At 29.7% G+C, this 23,794-nt stretch carries 21 protein-coding genes; all 21 read right to left on the bottom strand.

Annotated features, from left to right (window positions below):
• Nucleotide 1 precedes the first annotated feature (1 nt).
• Nucleotides 2–823, bottom strand: a complete 822-nt coding sequence (gene rpsB, locus SAR11_RS04545; protein WP_011282027.1) for a 30S ribosomal protein S2 — start codon at nt 821–823, stop codon at nt 2–4.
• Nucleotides 824–952: 129 nt separating this feature from the next.
• Nucleotides 953–4,369 carry a DNA polymerase III subunit alpha gene (gene dnaE, locus SAR11_RS04540; RefSeq protein WP_011282026.1) on the bottom strand — a complete coding sequence of 1,139 codons (3,417 nt, stop codon included), beginning with the start codon at nt 4,367–4,369 and terminating at the stop codon, nt 953–955.
• A complete protein-coding gene (locus SAR11_RS04535; protein WP_011282025.1) occupies nt 4,353–5,039 on the bottom strand; it encodes an ABC transporter ATP-binding protein in 687 nt (228 codons plus the stop codon). Before SAR11_RS04535 ends, dnaE begins: the two co-directional genes overlap by 17 nt.
• Entirely contained in the window at nt 5,032–6,264 is a 1,233-nt protein-coding gene (locus tag SAR11_RS04530; RefSeq protein WP_006997017.1) for an FtsX-like permease family protein, read from the bottom strand. Before SAR11_RS04530 ends, SAR11_RS04535 begins: the two co-directional genes overlap by 8 nt.
• Entirely contained in the window at nt 6,261–7,595 is a 1,335-nt protein-coding gene (gene proS, locus SAR11_RS04525; RefSeq protein WP_011282024.1) for a proline--tRNA ligase, read from the bottom strand. Before proS ends, SAR11_RS04530 begins: the two co-directional genes overlap by 4 nt.
• Nucleotide 7,596: 1 nt before the next feature.
• Entirely contained in the window at nt 7,597–7,842 is a 246-nt protein-coding gene (locus SAR11_RS04520; RefSeq protein WP_011282023.1) for a DUF1467 family protein, read from the bottom strand.
• Nucleotides 7,843–9,498: a ribonuclease J gene (locus SAR11_RS04515; protein WP_011282022.1), complete on the bottom strand. Its 1,656-nt coding sequence runs from the start codon at nt 9,496–9,498 to the stop codon at nt 7,843–7,845. It abuts the gene before it with no gap.
• A gap of 2 nt (nt 9,499–9,500) precedes the next feature.
• Nucleotides 9,501–10,247 (bottom strand): type III pantothenate kinase, encoded by a 747-nt coding sequence (locus tag SAR11_RS04510; protein WP_006997021.1) that lies wholly within the window; start codon nt 10,245–10,247, stop codon nt 9,501–9,503.
• A complete protein-coding gene (locus tag SAR11_RS04505; protein WP_011282021.1) occupies nt 10,244–10,807 on the bottom strand; it encodes a biotin--[acetyl-CoA-carboxylase] ligase in 564 nt (187 codons plus the stop codon). The genes SAR11_RS04510 and SAR11_RS04505 overlap by 4 nt, the downstream gene beginning before the upstream one ends.
• Entirely contained in the window at nt 10,807–12,222 is a 1,416-nt protein-coding gene (gene nuoN, locus SAR11_RS04500) for an NADH-quinone oxidoreductase subunit NuoN (protein WP_011282020.1), read from the bottom strand. Before nuoN ends, SAR11_RS04505 begins: the two co-directional genes overlap by 1 nt.
• Nucleotides 12,222–13,715 (bottom strand): NADH-quinone oxidoreductase subunit M, encoded by a 1,494-nt coding sequence (locus SAR11_RS04495; protein ID WP_011282019.1) that lies wholly within the window; start codon nt 13,713–13,715, stop codon nt 12,222–12,224. Before SAR11_RS04495 ends, nuoN begins: the two co-directional genes overlap by 1 nt.
• The gene (gene nuoL, locus SAR11_RS04490; protein ID WP_011282018.1) at nt 13,715–15,628 is read right to left on the bottom strand and encodes an NADH-quinone oxidoreductase subunit L; all 1,914 of its coding nucleotides are present in this window, start codon (nt 15,626–15,628) and stop codon (nt 13,715–13,717) included. Before nuoL ends, SAR11_RS04495 begins: the two co-directional genes overlap by 1 nt.
• Nucleotide 15,629: 1 nt before the next feature.
• Nucleotides 15,630–15,938 carry an NADH-quinone oxidoreductase subunit NuoK gene (nuoK, locus tag SAR11_RS04485; RefSeq protein WP_026225064.1) on the bottom strand — a complete coding sequence of 103 codons (309 nt, stop codon included), beginning with the start codon at nt 15,936–15,938 and terminating at the stop codon, nt 15,630–15,632.
• Entirely contained in the window at nt 15,934–16,566 is a 633-nt protein-coding gene (locus tag SAR11_RS04480; RefSeq protein ID WP_006997027.1) for an NADH-quinone oxidoreductase subunit J, read from the bottom strand. The genes nuoK and SAR11_RS04480 overlap by 5 nt, the downstream gene beginning before the upstream one ends.
• A 2-nt stretch (nt 16,567–16,568) precedes the next feature.
• Nucleotides 16,569–17,054, bottom strand: coding sequence for an NADH-quinone oxidoreductase subunit NuoI (gene nuoI / locus SAR11_RS04475; protein WP_006997028.1), 486 nt, complete (start codon nt 17,052–17,054; stop codon nt 16,569–16,571).
• Between the two features lie 2 nt (nt 17,055–17,056).
• Complete coding sequence (nuoH, locus tag SAR11_RS04470) at nt 17,057–18,055, bottom strand: NADH-quinone oxidoreductase subunit NuoH (protein WP_011282017.1); 999 nt, start codon at nt 18,053–18,055, stop codon at nt 17,057–17,059.
• Between the two features lie 3 nt (nt 18,056–18,058).
• Nucleotides 18,059–20,098: an NADH-quinone oxidoreductase subunit NuoG gene (nuoG, locus tag SAR11_RS04465; protein WP_011282016.1), complete on the bottom strand. Its 2,040-nt coding sequence runs from the start codon at nt 20,096–20,098 to the stop codon at nt 18,059–18,061.
• On the bottom strand, nt 20,091–21,422 hold the full coding sequence (gene nuoF / locus SAR11_RS04460; protein WP_011282015.1) for an NADH-quinone oxidoreductase subunit NuoF: 1,332 nt from the start codon (nt 21,420–21,422) through the stop codon (nt 20,091–20,093). Before nuoF ends, nuoG begins: the two co-directional genes overlap by 8 nt.
• The gene (nuoE, locus tag SAR11_RS04455; protein WP_011282014.1) at nt 21,415–22,023 is read right to left on the bottom strand and encodes an NADH-quinone oxidoreductase subunit NuoE; all 609 of its coding nucleotides are present in this window, start codon (nt 22,021–22,023) and stop codon (nt 21,415–21,417) included. The genes nuoF and nuoE overlap by 8 nt, the downstream gene beginning before the upstream one ends.
• Nucleotides 22,023–23,198 (bottom strand): NADH-quinone oxidoreductase subunit D, encoded by a 1,176-nt coding sequence (locus tag SAR11_RS04450; protein ID WP_011282013.1) that lies wholly within the window; start codon nt 23,196–23,198, stop codon nt 22,023–22,025. The genes nuoE and SAR11_RS04450 overlap by 1 nt, the downstream gene beginning before the upstream one ends.
• Nucleotides 23,182–23,790: an NADH-quinone oxidoreductase subunit C gene (locus SAR11_RS04445; RefSeq protein ID WP_006997034.1), complete on the bottom strand. Its 609-nt coding sequence runs from the start codon at nt 23,788–23,790 to the stop codon at nt 23,182–23,184. The genes SAR11_RS04450 and SAR11_RS04445 overlap by 17 nt, the downstream gene beginning before the upstream one ends.
• Between the last annotated feature and the right edge of the window lie 4 nt (nt 23,791–23,794).

Here is a 23,794-nt window from a genome sequence, read left to right as displayed (position 1 = left end):
GTTAATTTAGTTTTTCCTTATCTTTTTTTGAAAATTTAGCATCTAACTTCTCTCTATCAATCTCCTGAATAGTTTTTGATGAAGTTTCTTTGGTTTTTGTATCATCAACATCTGGTTTTTCTTCAAATTTAGATGGAGCAGCTTTTTTTGCATTTTCAATAGTTTCTTTTACTAAATTGCAATACAAATCAATCGCTCTTCTAGCATCATCGTTACCTGGAATTGGGTAATCAATACCATCAGGATTAGAATTGCTGTCAAGTATAGCACAGATTGGAATACCTAATTTAGAAGCTTCAGCAATAGCTAGAGATTCATAATTAGTATCAATAATAAAAACTAGATCGGGAACCTTTTTCATTTCTGCAATTCCACCTAATGCTCTTTCTAATTTATCTTTTTTAACGCTCATCTTTAATAGTTCTTTTTTTGTAAAGCCTCTATTTTCAGCTACAAGATCAGCCTCATATTTTTTCATCTTTTTAATTGATCCTGAGATTGTTCCCCAGTTGGTTAGCATTCCACCTAACCATCTGTAGTTTACAAAGTATTGTCCAGTTTCTTTTGCAACTTCAGCAATAGCTTCTGATGCTTGTTTTTTTGTAGAAACAAAAAGAATTTTGCCATTATTGGCTATCGTATTGTAAACTTTTTCCAAAGCTACATTGGTTAATTCTAATGTTTGAGTTAAATCAATAATGTGAATTGAATCTCTTTTTCCAAAAATGTATTTTTTCATCTTTGGGTTCCATCTTAAGGTCTTATGACCTAAATGAACGCCTGCTTCTAATAGTTGTTGGATAGTTAGACTTGGTATTTTCATATTTATTCCCGGTTAAGCCACCACAGTAATTTCCATTTAAGGACCGGAGGTATAAAACCACAAACTGTGTGCGTGTTAATTTAATTTAAGAGTTATTTACAAATTATTTATAGAACAAACAAGTCTTTTTTAATGAATAGTAGTCGAAATATCTTTATTTCTGATAATATTAATAGCTTTCCTGTCAATAAGACGCTTGTTTTTCAATTTAAAGCTAATTTCATTGTTTTTATCGGTTATATTAATTTTTACCTCAGTTGTCCCCTCTTCATTGACTAAATCAGATATTTTATCGATGTCTTTAATTGATTTAATATTAAATACAATTTCGTTAACAGGCATATTAAAAAGATCCTTGAGAGATGCAATTTTTTGAACATTTATTCTTTTAAATCTATTTTCATCGTTAGAAATGGTTTTGATCAAGGTTATGATTAAAGAGCTACCCTCCACTAAAGCCTCTCTATTAAGTTCTAAAATATCTGAAAAAATAAACAGCTCAAAAACACTAGTTAAATCAGTGAACTTAATAACTCCGTATGAATTACCTTTTGCAGTTTTTCTTTCAGTGATTTTTAAAAGTGTAGCTGCAATATTTGCCTCTTTTATTGTATCATTCAAATTAAACTGTGCATAATCGACAATTTTATAGTCATCAAAAATTTCTTTGAATTGATTTAAAGGATGGTCAGATATAAAAAAACCAATAGCTTCAAATTCTCTTGATAAACGATCCTCAAACTTCCAATCTTCAATATTTAGAACTATTTCATTATCCTGTTCATCATCTGAGCCAAAAAGATCAATTTGATTTGCTGCTTTGTTTTCATAAATATTTTTTGTTTTTAAAATAAAATTTGGAATAGAATTAAATAAGGCTTGTCGATTGTTATCTATATTATCAAAAGCTCCTGCTTTAACCAAACCTTCTAATTGAAGTTTATTTATATCTTTAGGATTAACTCTATTTAAAAAATCATTTATAGATTTAAAATCTCCATTTTCATTTCTTTCTTTAACAACATTTGATATTGCTTCATAACCAACACTTTTAATTCCACCAAGAGCATAATAAAAATTATTGTCATCGAATTGAAAATCTGCAAAGCACTTATTAATATCAGGTCGTATAACTTTAATATTAATTCTTTTTAGTTCTTCATGGAATTCTCCCAATTTATTTTGATTTGAAATATCCATTGTCATAGATGCTGCAAAAAACTCTTTAGGATAATAGGTTTTTAAAAAAGCAGTTTGATAGGAAATTATAGCATAAGCAGCAGCATGACTTTTGTTAAATCCATATTCAGCAAATGGTTCAATTTTTAAAAATATACTAGCTGCAACTTCTTTGCTAATTCCATTTTTCAAAGCACCAGCAATAAATCCCTGTTTCTGCTTTTCTAATTCGGCTCTTTTTTTTTTACCCATAGCTCTTCTTAAAATATCTGCCTCACCAGCGGTAAAACCAGAGAGTTTTTGTGCTATTTGCATCACTTGTTCTTGATAAATAATAACTCCATAAGTAGGTTTTAAAATATCCTCAAGTAATGGATGCAAATAATCAGGTGTTTGTCTTCCGTGCTTACAGTCATTGTAAATTGGTATGTTGCTCATAGGTCCTGGACGGTAAAGTGCAACAAGAGCAATAATATCTTCAATATGGTTGGGTTTCATTTGCAACAAAGCTTCGCGCATACCAGCACTTTCAACTTGAAATAATCCAACAGTGTTACCAGAAGATAAAAGTTCAAAAACTTTTTGATCATCAAAATCAATATCTTCAATTTTGAAATCTTTAACTTTTTTATTAATCAATTTTTGTGTTCTATTAATAACTGTTAAAGTTTTTAATCCTAAAAAATCAAACTTGATTAAGCCAGCATTTTCTGCTGAATACATGTCAAATTGTGTTGATGGTAACAGCAAGTCTGCTGCAGCATCTTTGTATAAAGGTACAACTTCAGTTAATTTTCTATCAGCTATTACAACGCCTGCTGCATGAGTTGCTACATTTCTATTTAAACCTTCTAATTTTAAAGAAAGATCAGTTAATTTTTTTACACGTGGGTCTTCATTAACTAATTTTTGAAGTCGTGGTTCACTATTAATACACTCAGTTAGACTTTGAGGTCTAGAGGGATCAAAAGGGATCATTTTTGAAATACTGTCAACAAAACCATATGGTAGACCTAATACTCTACCAACATCTCTAATAACCATTCTTGCTTTTAATTTTCCAAATGTAATTATATGAGCAACACTATCTTTATATTTTGTAGTTAAATATTTAAAAACAAGATCTCTTTTTTCCTCACAAAAATCTATATCAAAGTCAGGCATTGATACTCGATCAGGGTTTAAAAATCTTTCAAATATTAAATTAAATTTAATCGGATCAACATCCGTAATGGATAAACACCAAGCAACCAGTGAGCCAGCACCAGAACCTCTACCAGGTCCTACTGGAATATCGTTATTTTTAGCCCATTTAATATAATCAGATACAATCAAAAAATAACTTGGATATTTCATTTCGATTATGATTTTTAACTCATGATCTAGTCTGTCTTTGTATTTCAAGAATTTATCATCTGTTTTTAAATTATTTTCTTCAATTTTAAAAACTTTCTGAAATTTTTCTTTTAATCCGTCTAGCGAATCTTTTTTAAGTATTTCATCAGCACTACCTCCTTTTTCAGAACTAATATTTGGAAGTACAGGTTTTGAAAACTGTGGTCTAAAATTACATTTAAATGGTAAATTGAAGTTATTTTCTAAAGCTTCAGGAAGATCTGAAAATAGCTTTGACATTTCTTCATTAGATTTAAAATAATGCTGGTTGCTATATTTAATTCTATTTTTTTCATTAACATAAGTTTTAGAACCAATGCACGTTAAAGCATCATGAGCTTCGTGCATGTCAGGTGTTAAGTAATAAACTTCATTTGTAGCTATAATTGGTATTTGAATTTTTAAAGATTGTTCTAAATTGAATTTTTCAAAAGCAATTTCGTTTTGATCACCATGTCTTTGGATTTCTAGGTAAAAATTATCATTAAATTTTGATGATAAGCTTCTATATAGTTTTGATATTTCATCTAAACGACCTTTTTCAAATAGTTTACCAAATAAACCTTGAATAGTCCCGGAAAGTAAGGACACGCCCTCAGTGTCTATTAAAAGTTCTTTTACATCTAAATGAGGGTCAGATAATGCATCATTTTCAAGGTAAGACCTTGAGGAAAGTTCAATAATTCTCTTATATCCATTTTCGTTAAGAGCTATTAGGGGTAATAGCCCTGTTGTATCTTCAAATTTAAAATAGATTTGAGTGCCAATAATTGGCTGTGTACCAACCTTAGAAATATTTTCAGCAAACTCTAATGCACCACATAAATTAGATGTGTCTGAAATACCTAAGCAAGGTATTTTTTTTTCTTTACAAAAATCTTTTAAGTTATCAATTTTGATAGCACCTTCACAAATTGAATACTGTGTATGAATTTTTAAGTGATTAAAATTTTGATTATTTAATTCTGGCATTGATAGCTTTTATATTACCATCAATCATTTCTAATTTGCAATCAGCCATATTAGCAAAAAATCTATTGTGAGTTGCATAAATTATTAATCTATTTTTATTTTTTAATTTATATAAAACATTAAAAACCTCTTTAGCAGTAGTATGATCTAAGCTGCCAGTAGGCTCGTCTGCTAATATAATTTCAGGTTCATTAATTAGTGCTCTAGCCATTGCAATTCTTTGCATTTCACCTCCTGATAGTTCAGATGGAAAATGAGCTTCACGTGATGAAAGACCCATTGTTTTTATAATTTCTTTTGCTCTTTCAATTGAATTTTTTTTATCATTTGTTAAAGCTAAACCAGCTAAATAAACATTCTCTAATGCAGTAAAATCTGGAAGTAAATTATTTTGTTGATAGATAATACCAATTTTACTTGATCTAATTTTATCATTTTTCGCATTTTCATTAAAGTTTACTGGTGTTTTATTAATTATCAATGAACCAGTGGTAGGTTTATCTATTAGTGACAAAACATTTAATAATGTAGACTTTCCAGATCCAGATGGACCAACTAGAGAATAAATCTTACCTTTTGTAAAAGAATAATTAATTTTTTTTAAAACATTTATTTTTTTATTGTTAGAAAAAGATTTAGATATGTTCTTTAATGATATCAAATTATTCATACTTAAGTCCTTTAACAGGGTCTAATTTTGAAGCTTTTATTGCTGGAAAAATTGAAACGATAATAGTTATAAAAATTGAACAAAGAGAAATTATAAAAATTGAAGTTGGGTTTATTTCAGAGGGCATTGTGCTCAAAAAATAAATCTCTTCAGGAAATAAGCTAATATTAAATGTATTACTTAAGAATTCTCTCAGGTTTTCAATGTATAGAGAAAATATTACACCTAAAAAGATTCCAAAAAGTGTTGCTGTAGTTCCAATAATAACACCAACAAGGAAAAATATCTTAACAATAGACTTGTTCATGACACCAATCGACTTGAGTATAGCTATATCTCTTGTCTTATTTTTAACTAAAATTGTAAGACCCGAAATAATGTTAAAAGCAGCTACTATAATAATCAAAGATAAGATTATAAACATTACATTTCTTTCAACCTTTAATGCAGAAAACAATGAGCTATTCATATCAGCCCAACTATATACAAATTCATTTTTGAATATTTCTTGAATTTTATTTTTTGCTTCTTCAATATTTGATGGTTTGTTCAAATAAATTTCTAGGTTACGGTCTTCTTTTTTAAAACTAAAAAAGTTTTCCAATGTTTCTAAATTTATAAAAGCAATATTTGCATCAAAATCCGCTAAACCACTATCAAAGATAGATCTAATAATAAAAGTTTCTTGCCGGGGTAGACTTCCTATTATTGTTTCAATGCCTACTGGAGACATTATTGATACTTTATCTCCTACACTAAGATCTAAATTAAAACTTAATTCTTTACCTATTGATATCGAATTCTTTGTTAATTGGTTTGATTTACCAATTAAGTTTCCTTTTTTTACAACATCAAGTTTTAGAAAGTTTTCTCTACTATAACCTCTTAAAATTAAACCTTTAGTGTAGTTTTTACTAATAACAATTGCTTCACCAGAATTACTAAGTATTAATTCTTTTGAAATTAATTTTAGATTTTCACTATTTAGTTTTTCTAAATTAATAGAAGTTTCATATGGCTTAACAGTGACATGAGCATTAAATCCTACAATCTTATTAATTAATTCACTTCTAAAGCCATTCATAACAGACATCACAATAATAAGTACTGCAACACCAAGGCTAATTCCAATAAATGAAAAAATGGATATTATATTTAAAAAACCGTCTTTTTTTCTGGTTTTTAAATATCTAAGTGTAATTTCTTTTTCTAATGCAGAAATCAATTTTTTAATTTTTGTTCAGTTAAAATTTGAGTTATTTGATCTAGTGTTAAACTTTTAGGATCCTTTCCAATCTCTTTAAACTCTAATAAATTATCTTCTGAATTTTTTCCTAAAATTATTTGATAAGGCACACCTATCAAATTAAATTTTTTAATTTTAGATGAAAGATTTTCATCCATATCATCAATAATTGTATCAATATTTTTACTTTCAAAATGTTTAAAAAGTTTATTCGCTTTATCTAATGCCGATGTATCATTTTTGTTAATCATAGGTATTATTGCAAGTTCGTATGGTGCTACAGAAAATGGCCATTTCATTATTTCATCTTTTTGATCATATTTAGCTTCTATAATTGCTCCAACTAGCCTTGATACACCAATTCCATAAGATCCCATTTTAACAAAATCTTTTTTGCCACCTGGGAGATCTACAGCTGCATTTAAAGCTTTTGAATATTTATCTCCAAAATAAAAAATGTGACCTACCTCTATACCTTTTGTAATTAACCTATTTTCTTCTGACACCTTTTCTTCAAATTCATTTTTATTAAATTTTTCATCGGCTACAGCGTAATATTGTTCATATTTTTTTCTTAAGTCTTGTAAGGATTGTCTATCCAATACAGTTCCTTCACTACCTAAATCAAAAACTCTTTTATCTGTAAAAATTTTACTTTCTCCTGTATCTGCTAAAATAATAAATTCATGAGATAAATTTCCACCAATTGGTCCCGTATCAGCTGCCATTGGTATTGCTGAAAGTTCTAATCTTTTAAATGTTTTTAAATATGAGAAAAAGAATTTATTATACGAGAATGTTGCATCTTCGTCATTAACGTCAAACGAATATGCATCCTTCATATAAAACTCCCTACCTCTCATTATTCCAAATCTTGGTCTAACTTCATCTCTAAATTTCCATTGTATATGATATAATAATTGAGGAAGTGACTTATAAGATTTTACACTTGATCTAAATATATCTGTAACTAACTCTTCATTGGTTGGTCCATAAAGCATTTCTCTACCTTGACGGTCTTTAATACGAAGCATTTCATCACCATAATCGTCATAACGACCACTTTCTTTCCAAATATCACTGGGCTGTATAGTTGGCATAAGTATTTCTTGGGCACCAATTTTATTTTGTTCTTCTCTTACTATTTGTTCAATTTTTTTCATCACCTTAAAACCTAAAGGTAGCCATGAATAAATACCTGCTGAGGATTGTTTAATCATACCAACCCTTAGCATTAACTGATGTGATTTAATTTTTGCTTCTGATGGGTTATTTTTTAATATTGGAATGAATGACTTTGAAATGTACATTTTAATTAATTATATATCTTAAATTTAAATATTCATATTTTATCAATAAATAAATTATCACGAAAATAACTGTTGTTATACCAGTACAATAAATGAATTTTTTTAGCATCTTAGGATTTTCAGGAGAACCTGCGTCTTCACCATCAATTTTGATAGATTTTTGTCTATTTACATCAATTGGAAGGATTGTAAAAAAAACTATCCACCAAATTATTATATAAATTATAGCAAGACCTGTTGCACTCATTTAAATTCTTACTAGGTTGATATTGATAAATGGTCTTTTACCAGTGAAATCTTTAGCACATTTTCTACATGTTATTTTTAAAGCATCAATTAAATTAAATTCTTGCTTTTTACTTTTTATAGAAAAAGTTCTAGTTGTTTTTTCGATTGCTTCTTCTAATTCGTATATAAACTCATCAACATCATAAACAGGCAGTCCTCTAAAAGTTAACACGGGTCTTTTGTGGATATTACCTTTTGCAGTAATTAAAATAGTAACCTCCATATATCCATTTGCACTAATGTTTTTTCTATCTTTAATTGATTGAGCATCTTCTTCTACACTCATATTACCATCCAAATAAAGTCTACCACTTGGTGCTTTATCAAAAACATGTGGTTTACCAGGTGCTAATTTTACAATATCTCCATTTTCAACTTGAACAGGATGTGGAACTTTCATTTCTTTAGCAAACTTCATATGTTCAATCATATGTCTGTGTTCACCATGAACAGGAACTGCACATTGAGGTTTTACCCAATCGTACATCTCTCTAAGATCATCTCTATTGGGATGTCCAGAAACATGAACAAATTCGCTTTCTTCTGAAATAACTTCAACACCATCTTTAACTAGTTGATTTTGTAATTTATACAATTTTTTCTCATTACCTGGAATAATTTTTGAAGAAAAAATAACAGCATCATCTTTTTCAATGAATACATCCGGGTGAGTATTACTAGAAATTCTCATTAGTGCTGCCATAGGTTCCCCTTGGCTACCTGTACAAAGATAAACTATTTTTTCTCTAGCAATTTTTTTGGCATCACGCGCATCGATAGGTTCTATAACATTTTTTAAATAACCACATTGTCTTGCTGCTTTAAATATTCTATGCATGGACCTTCCTACTAAAGATATTTGTCTACCAGTTTTTTCTGCACAATAAAAAGCTGTTTCCATACGTGCAACATTTGAAGCAAAAGAAGCCATAACAATTCTCTTTTTAAGGCTACCCATGATATTTAATAAACTTTTTCTAACATCTAACTCTGAACCAGCTTTACCCATGCTAAATACATTTGTTGAATCACAAATCATAGCAAGCACGCCCTCATTACCAATTTCTTTAAGTCTATCTGAATTAATCTTTTCACCAATAAGTGGCTCAGGATCAATCTTCCAATCACCAGTATGCAATATTACACCTGCTGGAGTTTCAATTCTAAGACCATTGGGCTCAAGGATTGAGTGAGTTAGAGTTATATATTCTATTTTAAATGGATCTAAATTTACTGTTCCATTTAATTGAACTATTTTGAGAAACTTGGTTACATCTATATTTTTTTCTTTAAATTTTTCTTTTATTAAAACCGCTGTAAATGGAGTTGCAAAGATTTTACATTTAAGTTGAGGCCAAAGATGTGCGATCGCACCAATATGATCTTCATGTGCATGAGTTAAAATAATTCCTAAAAGGTCATCTTTTTTATCAACAATAAATCCAGGATCTGGGTAAATAAGATCAATACCTGGTAAAGTATCATCAGCAAATGTAACCCCAATATCAACCATGATCCATTTATGCTCACCAGGTTTACCGTAGGCAAATAGGTTCATATTCATACCAATTTCTCCGGACCCTCCTAGAGGGCAAAATAATAATTCATCTTTCATATTTATTTAATTAAAGTAGTGGCTCTGATTAGGCCTTTAATTGTTATGTCTTTATTTAATGTAACTTTCGTTTTTATTGAATTTTTGAATAAACCAGAAAATCCTCCAGTAATAATAATTTTAAAGGACATCTTAGTCTCTTTCTTAATTAAATTAACAATATTGTCAATTAAACCCTCATATCCCCAAAAAAAACCTGCTCTAACAGCACTAATAGTGTTTAAACCAATTACTCTATTTGTTTTTTTTAAATTGATCTTTGGAATTTGTGATGCTTTATCGGTTAATGTATCCAATGAGAGTTTAACACCAGGTGCTATAACGCCACCATGATAAGTATTTTTAATCAAAACATCAAATGTGGTTGCAGTTCCAAAGTCTAAAATTATAAAATTATCCTTATTATTAATGATGCTAATTGCATTTGCTAATCTATCTGAACCAATTTGTTTATAATTAACTTTAATCTTAATCAATTTATTTAAATTAAGTTTTTTTAGTTCGTGACACTTAATTTTATAAACTTTTTTAAAAAAGATTTTAACTGCATTAAATTTTTTTGGTACGACGCTGCAAAATAAACATTTATTAATTGATTTATTTTTTAAATTTAGGCCAAGTAAAGATTTATTAAGTGAGGAGTGATTTATTTTTTTTGTTAACAAAATAACACGTTTAATGATAATATTTTTAGAGTTTACTAAACAAATTTTAGTTTCAGTATTTCCTATATCGCCAACAATAATCATTTTAAATTTCTATCTAAGTTTTTTATATTAAATTTAGGAAACATTGGAATAAAAGTTTCATAAATTTTTTTTAACCTTAAAGCAGCATAATTAGGGGTAATTTTGGTACCAGTTAAGTCAAACAAATTTGTAGTTAAATAGTTTTTTATAATTGGACTCTTAGTCAAATTTACACCCACTCCAACAACAATAAATTTTTCACCAGATTTGGTTAATATTTCTTGTAAAATACCTGAAATTTTCATTCTATTAATTAATAAATCATTTGGTTTTTTAATTGTAATTTTACCATTATAAAATTTTGATAATAATTTTTTAACTAAAAGACAGTTAACTTTTGTTAAATCTTTCAATGATAATTGGACTTTGTTAATTTTAAAAAAAATACTAACAAATAAATTTCCTTTAAAAGAAGTCCATTTTTTTCCATATTGACCCCTTCCCTTTTTTTGTTTTTCAGCAATTATAATTCCAGATTTATTATTGGTTTTTTTAATTATTTGTATGGCTAGATCGTTAGTACTATTTACAGTTTTAAAATTAAACTTTTTTAATTTCATTAAATAATATTAATTCTAGATACAATTTCCAATAATTTGCTTGGAAAAATAAAATATAAGAGAATTAATAATGTTGAAAAAGTCAGGGATCCTTTTAGCCAAATATTATGATCTGTGTCATAACTTTCTTTTTCTTTATCAAAGTAAATAACCTTAATTATTTTGAGATAATAAAATGCAGCTATTACTGTTGATAAAAGACCCACAATAGCCAAGAAGTACATTGACTGCTCTATGACAGCTTTAAAAATATAAAATTTTGCAAAAAAACCAGCTAGTGGAGGAATCCCTGCTAATGAAAAAAGAATAGCTAGTAATGATAATGATAAAATTGGATGATTTTTTGATAGCCCTGATAAATCATCAATGGTTTCATAGTAAGCATCATTTCTCTTTAACATCAATAGGCAACTAAAAAAGGCAAGATTCATAACCAAGTATATCGACATATATACAATGGAGCTTTGAATGCCTTCGTTTGAACCTGTAGACAAACCAGCTAGAGCATAACCCATATGACCTATTGAACTATATGCAATCAACCTTTTAAGATTATTTTGACCAATTGCAGCAATAGCACCAAAGATCATAGAGGCGATTGATAAAAATATTAATATAGGTTGCCATTGATCGATCATATTAACAAAAGGTATATATAAAAATCTTATGAAAACCGTAAGAGCTGCAACTTTTGGTACAATTGCAAAGAATAATGTGACAGCAGTTGGAGAGCCTTCATACACATCTGGTGCCCACATATGGAATGGTACAGCTGATATCTTAAATGCCAAACCAACAAGTATAAAAACAATTCCAAATGTTAAACCATAATGAGATGAATTCATTAAATCACCAATAACATTAAAATTAGTTGATCCAGAAAACCCATAAACCAAAGAACATCCATACAACAATAATCCTGATGATAAAGCACTCAAAACAAAATATTTTAGTCCAGACTCTGAAGACTTTAATTGATCTCGATTAAATGATGCTAACACATATAAAGCTAAAGATTGCAACTCAAGACCTATATAAAAAACCATAAGATCATTTGAACTGATCATTACCATCATGCCTAAAATTGAAGAAAGAATTAAAACTGGATATTCTATTAAAAAAATCTTAAATATTTTGAGATATCTTGTTGAAATTGATAAAACAAATGCACCTCCTAAAATAGTGAGTATTTTCATAAATGATGAAAGATTATCCACAACGTAACCATCATTAAATAGTGAAATATTTTGATCTAACGGATTATTAAAAATTAAAATACCCGTAATAAGTAAAGATCCTACTGCAAGATTATGAACAATATTTGAGCTATTCTTTTTATAAACTCCAAGAAGCAATAAAAACATTATAGACAAAGAGATAAATATTTCAGGTAGTATAAAATTTAAATTATCCATTAATTTTGTATCTCTGTTATATTCATATTTAAGTTAAAATTGTACATCTCTATTAAATCTTTTACAGAAATTTCAATCGTGTTAATAAGAGGTTCTGGATAAAATCCAAAAAATAAAACTGGTATTGCTAAACACCACAAAATAAATTTTTCTGAATTATTAAGGTCAGGCATTTTTAAAAGTTCTTTATTTTTAATTTCTCCAAATACAACTCTTCTATATAGCCACAACATATATGCGGCGCCAAAAATAACACCTAAACTAGCTATAACTGCTACTAAGAAATTATCTTTAAATGCCCCCATCAGTATTAAAAATTCACCTATAAAACCACTAGTACCTGGTAAGCCTAATGCAGCTAAAGTGAAAAGCATAAATAATATAGAATATTTAGGCATAACCGAAACTAAGCCACCGTAAGTTGCTATTAACCTGGAATGCATACGATCATAAACAACTCCAACACATAAAAACAATGCTGCTGAAACCAAACCATGACTTATCATTTGAACTATACTTCCTTCAATACCTTGTTGGGTAATTGTAAAAATACCTAATGTAACAAATCCCATGTGTGCAACTGAAGAATACGCTATTAACTTTTTCATGTCTTCTTGCATCAGCGCAACAAGAGATGTGTATACAATAGCAATCAAACTCAAGGCATAAACAAGAGGCGTAAATAAATCAGAAGCTACTGGGAAAAGTCCTAAAGAAAACCTAATAAACCCATAACCAGCCATTTTAAGTAATATAGCTGCAAGCAAAACAGAGCCAGCAGTAGGCGCTTCAACGTGTGCATCTGGCAACCAAGTGTGTACAGGCCACATTGGAGTTTTGACAGCAAAAGAACTAAAGAAAGCTAACCATAATAAATTTTGATATTTGGTGTCTATACCAAGTTCATAAAGCTGAGTTATATCTGTGGTTCCTGATATCCAGTAGATCGAAATTATAGCAATTAGCATTAAAACAGAACCAAGTAATGTGTATAAGAAAAATTTAAATGCTGAATATACTCTTCTTGCTCCACCCCATATTCCAATTATTAAAAACATAGGTATTAATCCAGCTTCAAAAAATAAATAAAATATAACAAGATCAAGAGAGCAAAAAACACCAATCATTAAACTTTCCATTACTAAGATAGCAATCAGGAAATCTCTAAGTCTGTCTTTAACAGTATTGTTAACTGAGATTATACAAAGTGGAGTTATTAGCGCAGTTAAAACTATAAATAAGATTGATATTCCATCAATACCTATCTTATAATTAATAATTCCCTTTAACCATTCTCTATCTTCAACAAACTGAAAATCAGAAGTGGTTGGGTCAAACTGATACCAGAGGTATAAAGAAATCAAAAAGTTAACAAACGATGTAAATAAAGCAACATATTTACCTGTATTAGAATTCTTATCTTTGGAAAATAATAGAAACAAAGAGCCCACTACAGGTAGTAAAATTAAAGATGATAAAATTGGAAAATTCATTAATTCAAAATTAAAAATGTTAATAACGCAGAAAATCCTAATAATATCATAAATGCATATTGATAGATAAATCCACTTTGAAATTTACTTGCTTTTAAAGATAGCCTATTAATCAATGAAGAAACTCCATCTGGTCCAAATTTATCAATAATTTTAACATCAACCACCTTCCAAAAAAATATTCCTAATTTTTTTGAAAATTTAATGAACAAAACATCATAAAGTTCATCGAAATACCATTTGTTTATTAAAAAATTATGTAATGGTTTATTGGATTGAGCAATTCGATTTGGAATATCTTTATCTTTAACAAATAAATAATAAGCAATTGGAATGGAGGTTAATACAAGTGCTGGTGTAGTTAAAAGAAACCATAAAGGAGGATGTTCTGTACTTAATGGATTTAAAAATTTAATTGAATCTCCCCAAAAACTATTTCCACTACTATTACCAATGAACAAATCCTTAAATAAAAAACCAGCAAAAATAGCTCCAATAGCAAGTATAAATAAAGGTAAAAGCATTACTAATGGGGATTCGTGCATTTCGTTAATATTAATTTTTTTATTATTATAATCTCCATGAAACGTTTTAAAAATTAATCTCCAAGAATAAATTGATGTTAAAACAGCAGTCAAAATTCCTACACCTGCCGCATAATATCCTGTTGTATTTCCTTTAAGATACGCAAATTCTATAATTGCATCTTTTGAATAAAAACCAGATAAGAATGGAAAACCAGTAAGAGCTAATGTTCCAATAATCATAAATATATAGGTATATGGAAGTTTTTTATAAACACCTCCCATCTGATTAATATCTTGCTCATCTTTAAATGAGTGAATTACAGATCCAGAACCTAAAAAAAGTAAAGCTTTGAAAAAGGCATGAGTAAATAAGTGAAACATAGCAACATTATAAGCACCTACTCCTGCCGCAAAAAACATATAACCAAGCTGACTACAAGTTGAGTATGCAATTATTTTTTTTATATCAGTTTGCACTAAAGCTACAGTTGCAGCAAAAAAAGCTGTAGTCATTCCAACAACAGTAATTATATTTAGTGTAAGAGGTGAGTATTCAAAAATTGGAGAACATCTTACAACTAAAAAAACACCAGCTGTAACCATGGTAGCCGCATGAATTAAAGCTGAAACTGGTGTGGGGCCTTCCATGGCATCTGGCAACCAAGTGTGTAAGAAAATTTGTGCTGATTTACCCATTGCACCTATGAATAAAAGAATACAAATTAAATCAATTGCTCCAACATTCATTCCTAAAAATAAAAGTTTTTTTTCAACAATTTGTGGAATTTGATTAAAAACTTCTACATAGTTTACAGTACCAAATAAATAAAAGATTAAAAAAATTCCTAAAGCAAAGCCAAAATCACCTACTCTATTTACTACAAAGGCTTTTATTGCAGCTGCATTTGCTGTTTCTTTTTTAAACCAAAAACCAATCAAGAAATATGAACAAAGCCCTACACCCTCCCATCCAAAAAATAGCTGAAGAAAATTATCAGAGGTAACCAATGTTAGCATTGAAAAAGTGAAAAGTGACAAATAAGCCATGAATCTTGGCTTATGTGGATCATGAGACATATAACCAATTGAGTAAATATGCACTAAAGCTGAAACTAAAGTTACAACAACAAGCATTACAGATGATAAAGCATCAACTTTAATAGACCAATTAACATCTAAAGTTCCAGAGTTAATCCAAGTTGCTACAACTACATTACTTTCATATCCGTTAACAATTACTTGATAGAATAATATAATTGAAAGTAGCGCTGAAATTGACACAAAAAGACTAGTTACAATTTCTGAATTCCTATCACCTAAATATTTACCAAAAAAACCTGAAGTTATTGAGGCTAATAATGGAAGAAATATTAAAGCTAATTCCATATTATCCTTTTAAACTGTCAATTTTCTCAACATCAATTGTTGATGAGTTTCTATAATAGACAACAATAATTGCTAAACCTATTGCCGCCTCTGCCGCTGCAACAGTTAATATAAAAAGAGTGAATATTTGACCAGAAATATCGTTTAAAAATATTGAAAATGAAACTAAATTAATATTTACAGCTAATAAAATAAGCTCAATACTCATTAAAATTACTATAATATTTTTTCTATTTAAAAATAATCCGACTATGCCGATAGTAAAAATTATTGCAGCCAATGTAAGATAGTGACCTAAACCTATACTAATCATCAGATTTAACTCCTTTATTGTTCTCAACATCAATTAATTCAACACCATCTGATCTTTCACGAGATATTTGACTAAAATAACTTTGTCTTTTAACTCCAGATCTTTGTCTAAATGTAAGAACAATAGCACCTATCATTGCAACTAATAAAATCATTCCACTTAACTGAAAAACATGAATGTAATCTGTATATAGAACGTAACCAATTGAATGAGTATTGGTTATATTTTTATCTATTGTTAAAGACATTGCCGAGACAAGATCAGGTTTATATTTCCATCCACCAATTACAATTATTAATTCGAAAAATATTATAACACTTACTATTAGTCCAATAGGTATATGTTTTGAACTTTCCTGTGCACTAAACCACTGATTTTTTTGTTGAGCTACATTTAACATCATAACTACAAATAAAAATAAAACAGCAACCGCGCCTACATAAACAATCAACATGATCATTCCCAAAAATTCAGCGCCGATCATTATAAATAGGCATGAAATGCTTATGAAATCTAAAATTAAAAAGAAAACAGAATGAACGGTGTTTTTAGATACTGTTACCATTATAGCAGAAACAATTGCTATAAAAGAAAACGTATAAAAAAATATTGCGTGTGCTAACATAATTATCTGTGAGAATTATCAGCTTTAATATTGGCTGCTAAAACATTTTCCCATCTATCTCCATTATCGAGTAATTTTTCTTTATTATAATAAAGCTCTTCTCTTGTTTCAGTTGAAAATTCAAAATTAGGCCCCTGTACAATCGCATCAACTGGACAAGACTCTTCACAAAGACCACAATAAATACATTTCATCATGTCAATATCATATCTAGTAGTTTTTCTACTACCATCAGCTCTTTCAGAGGACTCGATTGTGATTGCTTGAGCTGGACACACAGCTTCACATAACTTACATGCGATACATCTTTCTTCACCGTTAGGATATCTTCTTAAAGCATGTTCACCTCTAAATCTTGGGCTTATTTTTCCTTTTTCAAAAGGGTAATTTATTGTTTTTTTAGATTTAAATATTTCTTTGATAGCAATATTTAAGCCGCCTAAAAAATCTAATAAAAAAATTGTTTTAAATATTCTTGAAATTTTCATAATTAATTAACCGGTAATAAGTTGAAGTAAAACAAATAGCTAGCTGTTAGAACTACCCATGTTAATGATAATGGTAAAAATATCTTCCATCCTAGTCTCATTAATTGATCGTATCTATATCTTGGAACAACAGCTTTAACCAAGGCAAACAAAACAAATAAGAATAATATTTTAAAAATCATCCAAATTGCGCCTGGAATTAAGTTAAATGGATAAAGATCAATGGGCGATAGCCACCCACCTAAAAAAAGTATTGACCCCATAGCACACATCAAAAGAATATTTGCATATTCTCCAAGCCAAAACATTGCATACATCATGCCTGAATATTCAGTTTGATAACCCGCAACAAGTTCTGCTTCTGCTTCAGGCAAATCAAATGGCGGTCTGTTTGTCTCCGCTAATGCAGAAATAAAGAAAATCACAAACATTGGAAATAATGGAATTATAAACCATAAATTTTCTTGAGCCATAATTATATCGTTCAAATTTAAAGAACCAACACAAAGCAAAACGTTAATAATAATGACTCCAATTGATACTTCGTAAGAAACCATTTGTGCGGCAGATCTAATAGCGCCTAAAAAAGGATATTTTGAATTTGAAGCCCAACCACCCATAATAATTCCATAAACACCTAAAGAAGAAACAGCAAATAAATAAAGGACACCTACATTAATATCTGCCAATACTTGAGTTGTGCTGAATGGAATAACAGCCCACGAAACTAAGGCCAAAGTCATAGTTACAATTGGTGCTAGTATAAAGATTACTTTATTTGAACTTGAAGGAATTATAACTTCTTTAAAAATATATTTTAATGCATCAGCTAATGATTGAAGCAAACCAAAAGGTCCAACAACATTAGGTCCTTGCCTTTTTTGTACAAAGGCCCAAATACGTCGGTCAAGCCACACAATCATAGCCACAGAAACTAAAACAGGAACTAATAAAAATAATATTTTGTAAGTTTGTAAAAAAATAATATTAAGATATTCCATAAATTAACCTTCTGTTCCTGTAGACTTTAAATCTGCTTTTAAATGTCTACACTCAGACATAGTTTTTGAAGCTCTAGCAATTACATTTGAATAATAATAATCATTATCTATTTTAATCAATTCATTTTCAAAAATTAATTCCTTAACTTTTGATGAAGTTAAAGAGTTATTTTTTTCAATATGTAGATTTATTTGATTAATTAAACTGCTATCCAGCTCATCTTTATCATTAAATAATTTTCTATGATTCATGGACTCTGCAAGTTCATTTATTATTACCCAATCCTCTTTTGCAAGTTCTGGTGGATAAGATGCTTTGTAGGCTTTTTGTAATTTACCTTCTAAATTTGTAAAATAACCATTTTGTTCTGTATAAGCAGCCCCTGGCAAAATAATGTCTGCTATTTCCGCTCCTTTATCTCCATGAGAGCCTTGATAAATAATAAACTCATTTTTTTTTTCAAAATTAATAGTGTCTAGACCTAGAAGATAAACAATTTCAAACTTGTGATCTTCCAAGTCTTTCAAAACTTCATTGTCACCATCAGTTGTTTTATATACACCAAGATCAAACGCACCTACCGTGGATGCATTTTCAGAAATTATATTTAAAGCATTCCAATCATTGGAAAGTTTATTATTTTCATCTAAAAATTGCTTGATTGATTCAAAAATATATTTAGATGATTTACTTTTTAGTGCAGATTGACCCATTATAATCATAGGTTTCTTTGCTTGTTTAATTAAATCAGATACCTCATGTTTACATTCGATAATTTTTTTAACAGTTTCAGTGTTTCCATCTAAAGACTGGTAAGGATATGTAAGGTCACCTACTTCATTTAGCGAAATAATTTTAGTTTTGTTTTGAAGATAGGATTTTCTAATTCGGGCATTTAAAATTGTTGCTTCAAATCTAGGGTTTGTCCCTAAAAGGAAAATAAAATCAGCTTCTTCAATTCCATTAATTGATGAGTTAAATAAATAATTTTCTCGCTTTTCTGGATTTAAATAACTGTAATTATCTCTAGACTCTATATTTTGAGAGCCTAATGTTTTATTAAAAAATTCTTTAAATATATAAAGTGATTCCATATTGACTAAATCACCAGTTAACCCACAGATTTTTTCTTTATCAGTGTTTTTAAACTTAGATTTGATTATATTAAAAACTTCAGACCATGATGCTTTTTCAAATTTTCCATTATACTTAATATAAGGTGTATCTAGTCTTTGATTTGATAAACCATCGCAAGCATGTCTTGTTTTATCAGAAATCCATTCCTCGTTAATGTCTTCGTTTATTCTTGGTAAAATTCTCTTAACTTCCCAGCCATAGGTATCAACTCTTATATTAGAGCCAATAGCATCCATAACATCAATAGATTCAGTCTTTTTTAATTCCCAAGGTCTTGCTTCAAAAACATATGGTTTAGATGTTAAAGCTCCAACAGGACACAAATCAACAACATTAGCAGATAATTCTGATTGCATTGATTGCTCAAGGTAAGTAGTTATTTGCATATCTTCACCACGTCCTATTGCTCCTATTTCTGGTACACCAGCAATTTCTGTTGCAAACCTAACACATCTAGTACAATGGATACACCTAGTCATTTGAGTTTTAATTAAAGGACCCATATTTTTTTCGGGAACTTGTCTTTTATTTTCTTTAAATCTAGATTTATCTACCCCATAAAACATTGATTGATCTTGAAGATCACATTCGCCACCTTGATCACATACAGGACAATCTAATGGGTGATTTGCAAGTAAAAATTCCATCACACCTTTTCTTGCTTTTTCAACAAATTCAGTATTCGTTTTAATATTCATACCTTCAGCAACAGGCATCGCACATGACGCAACTGGTTTTGGAGATTTTTCCATTTCAACCAGGCACATTCTACAATTTCCAGCAATTGAAAGTTTTTCGTGATAACAAAATCTTGGAATTTCAACTCCAGCTTTTTCACAAGCTTGTAAGACTGTTAAGCCATCTTCAACTTCAACTTCAATATTGTTAACTTTTAATTTAGGCATTTTTTTTATCCAATAAATGTTGATCGACTAAATAAGGAACTTCATTATTTTTTTTTATTGTTGGTTCAAAATTGTTTCGTTCCTCAATTTCTTTTCTAAAATGTCTTAACAAACCCTGGACAGGCCATGAAGATCCTTCACCAAAAGCACAAATAGTATGACCAGCAATTTGATTTGTAACATCACCAAGCATTTCTACTTCATCTTTTGACGCTTCTCCCTTAGCCATTCTTTCTAACATTCTCCACATCCATCCAGAACCTTCTCTACATGGTGTGCACTGTCCACAACTTTCATGTTTATAAAATCTAGCAATTCTTGCCATACATTTAATAATATCCTGATCATTATTTATAACGACAATACCTGCGGTTCCTAAACCACTTTTCTCAGCAACAAGTGAATCAAAATCCATTGTTAAAGTTTCACATGTTTTTTTTGGTATAATAGGCATAGAAGATCCACCTGGTATTACTGCTTGTAGATTATCCCATCCACCAATTACTCCGCCAGCATGTACTTCTATTAACTCTTTAAGAGATATACTCATTTCCTCTTCAACGTTACATGGTTTATTAACATTTCCAGATATACAAAATATTTTAGTTCCTGTATTTTTCGCTTTTCCTAATGACGCAAACCATTTACCACCTTTTCTCAAAATCGTCGGAACAACAGCTATAGTTTCCACGTTATTAATTATTGTTGGACATCCGTATAATCCTATTAAAGCTGGAAAAGGAGGTTTTAATCTTGGCTGACCTTTTTTACCTTCGATGCTTTCTAGAAGTGCTGTTTCTTCACCACATATATAAGCGCCTGCTCCATAATGAATATAAATATCTAAGTCCCAGCCAGTACCAGAGGCATTTTTTCCTATAAGTTTTTTTTCATAAGCTTCATCGATTGCTTTTTGAAGTTTTTGTCCATCAATAAAATATTCGCCGCGTATATAAATATAGCAAACATGGGCCTGAACTGCGTAAGAAGCAATCAAACATCCTTCTATTAATTTGTGAGGTTCAAACCTTAAAATATCACGATCCTTACATGTGCCAGGTTCAGATTCATCACCATTTATAACTAGATAGTGAGGTCTAGAACCAAGTTCTTTTGGGGCAAAAGACCATTTAAGACCCGTAGGAAATCCAGCACCACCTCTTCCTCTTAATTCCGATGATTTAACTTCTTCTATAATCCATTCTCTACCTTTTTTTATTATTTCAGCAGTATCTACCCAGTCACCTCTATTTTTTGAAGACTCAACATCTGAACCTTTATCATTATATAGGTTTTGAAATATTCTATCTTTATCGTTAAGCATTTTTTAAATCCAAAAGTGTTTTTCTGTTATTTTCAGGTTCATTATTAACTCTTCCTCTATAAGATCCTGGCTTTGGCGTCTTACCGTCAAGTATCTCATCTAAAATTTTTAAAGTTTTTTCTTTATCTAGGTCTTCATAATAGTCATCATTAATTTGCATCATTGGGGCATTAACGCATGCACCCAAACATTCAACTTCCATCCATGAGCATGATTTATCAGTGGATAATTCATTTTCATTTTCTGAAATTTTTTCTTTGCATGCTTCAACAAGTTTATAAGCTCCTCTGATCATGCATGGTGTAGTTGTGCAAACTTGAATAAAGTGTTTTCCAACTGGTGATAGGTTATACATTGTATAAAAAGTGGCCACCTCATAAACTTTTATATAAGGCATATCTAAAAACTTTCCGATATATTTCATTGCTGCAAGTGGTATCCAGTTATCATTTTGTTTTTGAGCGATATATAGTAATGCCATTACAGCGCTTTGTTGTTTTCCTTCTGGATATTTGGAAATCATTTCTTTTGCTGCAGCTAAACTATCTGCTGTGAATTCAAATTTTTCTGGTTGTTCTTTTGCAGGTTTTCTTAAACTCATTATCTATCAACCTCTCCAAAAACAATATCTAACGAACCTAAAACAGCAGGTACATCAGCAAGCATATGTCCTTTAATCAAATAATCCATTGCTTGTAGGTGAGAAAAGCCAGGAGCTCTAATTTTACATTTGTAAGGTTTGCTGGTTCCATCAGATATTAAATAAACACCAAATTCACCCTTTGGTGCTTCAACAGCAGTATAAATTTCATCTTTGTCAACACGATAACCTTCAGTGAATAATTTAAAGTGATGAATTAAAGCTTCCATTGATTGTTTAATATCTTTTTTAGGTGGAGGACTAATTTTTCCATCTAATGATTTAATTGGTCCTTTTTCCATTTTACTTAAACATTGTTTGATTATTGAAACACTTTCTCTCATTTCTTCAATTCTACATAAATATCTATCAAAACAGTCTCCATTTTTTCCTACTGGAATTTTAAATTCTAGTTGTTCATAACAGTCATAAGGTTGAGACTTTCTTAGATCCCAAGGAACACCAGAGCCTCTAATCATAACACCGCTAAAAGAATAATCTAACGCATCTTCCTTGGTTACAATTCCTATATCAACATTTCGCTGTTTAAATATTCTGTTGTCAGTCAATAATGTTTCAAGATCATCTATTATCTTCGGGAACGACTCACAAAAATTACCTATATCCTCTGCAAGACCCATCGGTAAATCTTGATGAACACCACCGGCCCTGAAGTAATTGGCATGTAGTCTTGAACCAGATGCTCTTTCATAAAATGTCATTAATGTTTCACGTTCTTCAAAACCCCATAGTGATGGAGTTAAAGCGCCTACATCAAGAGCTTGAGTTGTAACATTTAATATATGACTTAATATTCTTCCAATTTCACAAAACATTACTCTGATTAATTGGGCTCTAATTGGAACATTTATCTTTAAAATTTTTTCTATAGCTAAAGCAAAAGCATGTTCCTGATTCATTGGAGCAACATAATCAAGTCTGTCAAAATAAGGGACTGCTTGCATATACGTTTTATTTTCTATTAACTTTTCTGTTCCCCGGTGTAGAAGACCAATATGTGGATCAGCTTTTTCAACAACCTCTCCATCTAATTCTAAAATTAATCTTAACACACCATGAGCTGCGGGGTGCTGAGGTCCAAAATTTAGATTTAATGTTTTAATTTTTTTTGTCATTTTCAAGGTCAGTTTGATCTTTAATATATTTTGTTCCTTCCCAAGGGCTTTCGTAATCAAAATTTCTATAATTTTGCTCTAACTTAACTGGTTCACTAATAACTTTCTTTTGATCTTCGCTATATCTAACTTCAGTATGACCAGTTAAAGGAAAATCTTTTCTTAAGGGGTGTCCTTCAAAGCCATAATCAGTAAGTATTCTTCTCATATCTGGATGGTCTTTAAACTTAACTCCATACATATCAAAAACTTCTCTCTCCATCCAATTTGCTGCAGGATAAATGGGTGTTAGTGATGGAATAACTTCATTTTCACTTATTAGGTAACTTAATATAATTCTTTGATTAAATTCATGACTTAAAAACAAATACACAACTTTAAAACGTTGAGCATTTTCAGGGTAATCAACAACTGTAATATCAATTAACTGTCTAAATTTTGTATTCTCGTTACTTTTAATAAATAACGTTACATCTATCAAATCTTCATTATCAATATTAATATATAACTGTTCATGTCTAATCTCAGTTTTTTTAATTTTAGTTGTAAGTTCCGAGTTAATTTTTTTTTCAAGATCTATTAAATTTTGCATATAA

This window comes from Candidatus Pelagibacter ubique HTCC1062 (assembly GCF_000012345.1).
Lineage (GTDB): Bacteria > Pseudomonadota > Alphaproteobacteria > Pelagibacterales > Pelagibacteraceae > Pelagibacter > Pelagibacter ubiqueversans.
This window is presented reverse-complemented; position numbering and strand designations above follow the sequence as displayed.

Excerpts from the sequence above, each read along its gene's own strand:
- rpsB (WP_011282027.1), bottom strand. The coding sequence starts at position 823 with ATGAAAATACCAAGTCTAACTATCCAACAACTATTAGAAGCAGGCGTT.
- dnaE (WP_011282026.1), bottom strand. The coding sequence starts at position 4,369 with ATGCCAGAATTAAATAATCAAAATTTTAATCACTTAAAAATTCATACA.
- SAR11_RS04535 (WP_011282025.1), bottom strand. The coding sequence starts at position 5,039 with ATGAATAATTTGATATCATTAAAGAACATATCTAAATCTTTTTCTAAC.
- proS (WP_011282024.1), bottom strand. The coding sequence starts at position 7,595 with ATGTACATTTCAAAGTCATTCATTCCAATATTAAAAAATAACCCATCA.
- SAR11_RS04520 (WP_011282023.1), bottom strand. The coding sequence starts at position 7,842 with ATGAGTGCAACAGGTCTTGCTATAATTTATATAATAATTTGGTGGATA.
- SAR11_RS04515 (WP_011282022.1), bottom strand. The coding sequence starts at position 9,498 with ATGAAAGATGAATTATTATTTTGCCCTCTAGGAGGGTCCGGAGAAATT.
- SAR11_RS04510 (WP_006997021.1), bottom strand. The coding sequence starts at position 10,247 with ATGATTATTGTTGGCGATATAGGAAATACTGAAACTAAAATTTGTTTA.
- SAR11_RS04505 (WP_011282021.1), bottom strand. The coding sequence starts at position 10,807 with ATGAAATTAAAAAAGTTTAATTTTAAAACTGTAAATAGTACTAACGAT.
- nuoN (WP_011282020.1), bottom strand. The coding sequence starts at position 12,222 with ATGGATAATTTAAATTTTATACTACCTGAAATATTTATCTCTTTGTCT.
- SAR11_RS04495 (WP_011282019.1), bottom strand. The coding sequence starts at position 13,715 with ATGAATTTTCCAATTTTATCATCTTTAATTTTACTACCTGTAGTGGGC.
- nuoL (WP_011282018.1), bottom strand. The coding sequence starts at position 15,628 with ATGGAATTAGCTTTAATATTTCTTCCATTATTAGCCTCAATAACTTCA.
- SAR11_RS04480 (WP_006997027.1), bottom strand. The coding sequence starts at position 16,566 with ATGTTAGCACACGCAATATTTTTTTATACGTTTTCTTTTATAGCAATT.
- nuoI (WP_006997028.1), bottom strand. The coding sequence starts at position 17,054 with ATGAAAATTTCAAGAATATTTAAAACAATTTTTTTATTAGATTTTTTA.
- nuoH (WP_011282017.1), bottom strand. The coding sequence starts at position 18,055 with ATGGAATATCTTAATATTATTTTTTTACAAACTTACAAAATATTATTT.
- nuoG (WP_011282016.1), bottom strand. The coding sequence starts at position 20,098 with ATGCCTAAATTAAAAGTTAACAATATTGAAGTTGAAGTTGAAGATGGC.
- nuoF (WP_011282015.1), bottom strand. The coding sequence starts at position 21,422 with ATGCTTAACGATAAAGATAGAATATTTCAAAACCTATATAATGATAAA.
- nuoE (WP_011282014.1), bottom strand. The coding sequence starts at position 22,023 with ATGAGTTTAAGAAAACCTGCAAAAGAACAACCAGAAAAATTTGAATTC.
- SAR11_RS04450 (WP_011282013.1), bottom strand. The coding sequence starts at position 23,198 with ATGACAAAAAAAATTAAAACATTAAATCTAAATTTTGGACCTCAGCAC.
- SAR11_RS04445 (WP_006997034.1), bottom strand. The coding sequence starts at position 23,790 with ATGCAAAATTTAATAGATCTTGAAAAAAAAATTAACTCGGAACTTACA.